The organism is Acinetobacter sp. UBA3132 (assembly GCF_002364825.1).
In the GTDB taxonomy this organism is placed as follows: domain Bacteria; phylum Pseudomonadota; class Gammaproteobacteria; order Pseudomonadales; family Moraxellaceae; genus Acinetobacter; species Acinetobacter schindleri.
Map to the genome: position 1 here is coordinate 1 of NZ_DEZM01000153.1, position 4,879 is coordinate 4,879.

4 protein-coding genes are annotated in these 4,879 nt (G+C 44.2%); 2 read left to right on the plus strand and 2 right to left on the minus strand.

Annotated features, from left to right (window positions below):
• Positions 1-2,255, minus strand: a 2,255-nt coding sequence (locus B4033_RS08530) for an autotransporter assembly complex protein TamA (RefSeq protein WP_286833186.1), incomplete at its 3' end; no start/stop codon positions are given.
• A 176-nt stretch (positions 2,256-2,431) separates the two neighbouring features.
• Here B4033_RS08530 and B4033_RS08535 point away from each other — a divergent pair.
• Both B4033_RS08535 and coq7 read left to right on the plus strand, forming a co-directional pair.
• The gene (locus B4033_RS08535; RefSeq protein WP_286833188.1) at positions 2,432-3,748 is read left to right on the plus strand and encodes an MFS transporter; all 1,317 of its coding nucleotides are present in this window, start codon (positions 2,432-2,434) and stop codon (positions 3,746-3,748) included.
• A 3-nt stretch (positions 3,749-3,751) separates the two neighbouring features.
• Positions 3,752-4,387: a 2-polyprenyl-3-methyl-6-methoxy-1,4-benzoquinone monooxygenase gene (gene coq7 / locus B4033_RS08540; protein WP_004815744.1), complete on the plus strand. Its 636-nt coding sequence runs from the start codon at positions 3,752-3,754 to the stop codon at positions 4,385-4,387.
• A gap of 88 nt (positions 4,388-4,475) precedes the next feature.
• On the opposite strand, the gene B4033_RS08545 is transcribed toward coq7, so the two are convergent.
• Positions 4,476-4,879, minus strand: a 404-nt coding sequence (locus B4033_RS08545) for a DUF1003 domain-containing protein (RefSeq protein ID WP_286833189.1), incomplete at its 5' end; no start/stop codon positions are given.

Below are 4,879 nucleotides of genomic sequence, written 5' to 3' on the forward strand. Positions count from 1 at the left end.
TTATAGGTCTGTCTAAAGCCTTTGGTTGGGTTTACCCGACGGTCACTGGTGGTACGAGCGATTTCATAACCGAATAATAAAGACTCTTGGGTTTCTGCAGTACTGACCAGGAATGCATCCGGAATATCATCGGCATTCACAGTACCGTCCTGAGTCAATTGATCCAGACGATAACGTACGCCATAAGTATGCTGCCAGCTTCCTCGTGGATTTTTAATATAACGATCAGCACCAATTACGGCAGATTCGATCAAGAGTCCATCGCCTTGTGCAACATCATCACGTTCTTCACGCTCATAACCACCGACAATACTGATGTAATCATTGAGCGGATGTTTATACGGAATATTATAGCGGCCATCAATAGACTGACGGATTCCTGAAAGCTCCAGGTTGGCATCAAAAGAATGTCCACGTTTGTTAACGATGGCACGGCGGTACTGTCCGCGTAGACGTGTCCCGGTATCGGTTCCATAACCTAAACCGACTTCAGCGCTGTTTTTCTTATCAGCATTCAAAGTCACAATTACCGGAATCTCTTTCTCTTCACGTGCCTGGGCTTTTAAACGTTCCTGCTCATTGGCCTTGGTTTCCTGCGCAGTACGCATGGCGCGTACATCTGGGTTTTCTTCCTCACGGCTACCAGCAAACTGGCTTTCATCAACCACGTTCTGGGTAACTTCCCTGGAAGAAGCCTCGGCTTTTTTCTCCTGGGCCAAAACCCCTTCAGAGATTTTTTGCTGATCGACCAGCAATTGCAGATCAGGCGCCAGTTCAAGTTCCGCTTCGACTGGGTCCGGTTTCACCGCATCAACCAGGGTATAGTTAAAATATCGTGAGTTAGTCAGGTTATTGGCTAGTGTGTTTACCCGCCAGAAACGGTAATCGGCACCATCTTCCCAAGGCACCAGACTTTGCAAGATATCTGGATCTAGCGGGAATTCCTCATCCGGATCACTCATCCGGAAGGTCACCGGTCCAAGTTTGTAAGGATCGCCAGTTTCATAACGCAGATTTACTTCTGCCGTATTCTGTGGCTGTGCGACCTTGACATCATGCAGCCGCCAGTGCGCATCGAAGTAGCCGTTATTACTCGCTGCTTCGACAATTCGCTCCTTGGTTTTTTCATATTCACCATGATTAAACACATCACCCACTTCCTGATCTGGCAATACACTAATCACCTGGAACTGTGGTTGCTCAGCACCAGCACCGGTAAATTCCAGGTTCTGGCTTTGAATGATGACTGGCTCATTCGGAGTCACATGCACCCTAACACGTGATTCAGAAAGTTTTTCAAAACGGAATTCGGTATTATAGAAGCCAACTGCCTGAGCAGCCTGGTTAGACAGACTACGCAATTGTGGCAATGCGGATGGGAAATCGCTAAAGGATTCCTGAGTGAAACTCGATAGTTTATTTTCAATATTCTCTGCCAGGTTTTCATAGGCCTGTATACGTGCAGCCGAACTTAATCCATTGCTCGTTTGAGTACTGCTTTCACCATTATATATAACCACGTCTGCATCAATCCGCGGCACACTAGCTGTCATGATCTGGCGTGGCGGACGAATTTTATAAAAGAGTCGTTTAAAAATATTCGGTTTCTTGTCATCTGCCGGCGTAAGTTGTTGTGGAGGAATTTCCGGCAAGGTACTGCCTGTTTCATTCGCCTGCACAATGATCTGGCTGTCAGATTGGATACTTTGCATCAGCTGATCAACATTGACTGGTGCCTGATTGATTTCTACCAGTTCCTGCTGGCTGATATCGGCAACTACGGTTTCTGTCTGCTGGGTCTGGCGATAGCTTTGTGCTTCCTGCTTGGCTTGCTCAGCCACGCGGTAAATTTCATCCGCCATTGCCTGATCGATCGGTTGAACCGGTAATTCTTCTAGGTCTTCAAACTCGATCGGCTTAAATACATCCAGCTGTGCGCCTTGCTGTTCCTGCTGTTGCAGCATTTCCAGGCTGTCTATTTCATTTTCTGGCTGCAAAGCCTGTTCAATTTTCTCGGCAGCTTCTTCTTCGGAATTAGCTACCCCCTGTTGCACCGCCTGCTTAGACAGTTCATCAATCATTTCTGCCTGCGAAACTGCCACGGGCGTTTCCGTTTCTGGAGTTTGTGCCATGCCATGTTGGGCCAACATCATCAAGAAAATACTCATGCACAAGCGACTGCCTGTAGGTGCAGATATGAGTGGACTCATGCTCTGACTCAGTACCGTTTCTTTAAATTTTATTTTTGCAGGCATAGCAAACTCTAAACAAATACATTCTTTAATTGATTATTTGACCGAAAAATATAAGCTAAGAAACTTGAATCTATAGGATTTTGCCATTTCCGTGGTCAAAGGTATCTTACATGATTTTTCAAGATGTTCACGCATCACTGACATTTCTTAATAAATCTTAATGTAGCACGTCCAATATGAACAATAACGAACATTTGTTAGGCTCTCGTCGCTTTTTACCCATGTTTTTGACGCAATTCTTCGGGGCGTTAAATGATAATGTATTTAAACAGGCATTATTACTGGTCATTACGTATGGATGGATTCAGCAAAGTGCGGGCATTAGCACCTTAAATAATCTTGCTGCATTACTCTTTATTTTGCCTTATTTTATTTTTTCTGCGACTGCCGGACAAATTGCCGATAAATATGAACGTTCCCAATTGATTCGTTATTTAAAGATCCTGGAAATCGTGGTGATGATTCTCGGTACTATCGGTTTCCTGATGGGTAATCTATGGATTCTACTGTTTGCGCTGTTCTTAATGGGGACGCAATCGACTTTCTTTGGTCCGATTAAATATGCAATTTTGCCAGAAGTGCTGAAGAAAGAGGAATTGATGTCAGGTAATGCACTCTTTCAGTCTGGAACTTCCCTGGCGATCCTATTCGGTATGATTCTGGGGGGTGCGGTGATTGCAGCATCGGCTGGCAATTTACTCTGGATCAGCTTAACCGTAGTGGTTATTGCCATCCTCGGTTATTTATCAAGCCGCTTTATTTTAAAGCAAAGCATTCCTGCACCTGATATTCAAATTGACTGGAACTTTTTCCGTACCAGTTTTCAAACCCTGAAATATGCCAAAAGCCTGCCTTTGATCTTTCTGATTCTGCTTGGCAACTCCTGGTACTGGTTCTACGGCGCGACCTATTTAACCCAGATTCCACAACTGACCCTGCAGAACCTGCATGCTTCTGAAAATGTTGCAAGTTTACTGCTGACTTTCTTCTCGATCGGGATTGGCTTGGGATCTTATCTGTGCCGTAGATTAGGTGGGACTGAAGTCAACATTCGTATGGTGCCAATTGGTGCAGTTGGACTGACCGTCTTTGCTATTTATCTGGCTATCAGCATGGCCTTTATACCTGAGCGTACTGGCGAACTGCTGGGTCTGGCAGATGTATTCCGTCAGGGCTGGAGCTATTACCATGTCATGTTTGCCGTGACCTTATTGGGTATCAGTGGTGGTTTTTATATTGTTCCACTGTATGCCATGATGCAGGCACATTCTCCCCGCTCACATCGTGCGCGGGTGGTTGCAGCAAATAACATTCTGAATGCTGTTTTCATGGTATCTTCTGCTATATTTTCGATTATCATTTTAAGTGTCTTAAAGTTTGATCTTAAAATACTTTTCTGTATTACAGCGGTCTTAAGCGGCATATTTACCTTATGGTTATTACTGCGCCTTAAACCGATGATCAACTCTGCACAAACATCATTGGAGGATTAATGCATGCGTCAATTTACAGGTGTCGATAAGCTCATTCATTCTTTTGATCAGGCATTACGTAGTCTTGTCCCAGGTACGACTTCTGCACAGCGCACTAATCCTGCTGAAAATACTGATAGCCAACTGGCGGTTTCTGATGCTCGTCATGTTGCTGGTCTGATGCGGGTGAATCACAGTGGTGAAGTCTGTGCACAGGCGCTTTATCATGGTCAGGCGATGACCGCCAAACTGCCAAATGTCCGTCGTGAAATGGAACAGGCAGCAATTGAGGAACAAGATCATCTGGCTTGGTGTGAAGATCGTTTAAAAGAATTAGAGAGTCATACCAGCTTGCTGAATCCGGTTTGGTACGGTCTTTCTTTTGGTATGGGTGCCATTGCCGGAATTGCTGGCGACAAATACAGCCTTGGCTTTGTTGCTGAAACAGAACGTCAGGTCAGCCTGCATTTGCAACATCATATCAGCCAGTTACCACCGCATGATGAGCGTTCACGCCGTATTCTGGAACAGATGAATGAAGATGAATTGCATCATCGTGATACAGCATTAGCAGCAGGTGGTGTAGATCTGCCTTTACCGGTCAAAATTGCCATGACCGGCATTTCTAAATTAATGACCAAGACCAGTTATTATATTTAACCATTTAGCTAGAAAAGCCCACATTGATGTGGGCTTTTTTATGTGTATTCAATCCACTAAATACTACAAAGGTTTCAGGCTCCTATACTTAATACTTCTTACTCATCTCGGAAAGCAGATCGAGTTGTATTTCCTGTATCTGGGCCAGTCTTTCCCACTGATGCTGAAGAAGATGATCGAGTTTTTCATGTAAATGCTGGATTTCAAGTTCAGCTTTAAGATTAATTTGATAATCATTTTGGGAACGTAATCTGTCTTTTGCTTCTTGCCGATTTTGGCTCATCATAATGACCGGTGCCTGAATCGCTGCAATACAGGAAAGTATCAGATTTAAAAGAATAAAGGGATAAGGATCAACCGGTTTGGTTACGATAACCATCGTATTCATTCCGATCCAGAAAGTAATAAGAACAGTAAAACAGATCAGAAATGACCAGCTTCCACCAAAAGAAGCAATTTTATCAGCCAATCTTTCACCAAAAGTCCACTTTT

Coding starts and splice junctions, on each gene's coding strand:
- coq7 (WP_004815744.1), top strand. CDS start 3,752: ATGCGTCAATTTACAGGTGTCGATAAGCTCATTCATTCTTTTGATCAG.
- B4033_RS08535 (WP_286833188.1), top strand. CDS start 2,432: ATGAACAATAACGAACATTTGTTAGGCTCTCGTCGCTTTTTACCCATG.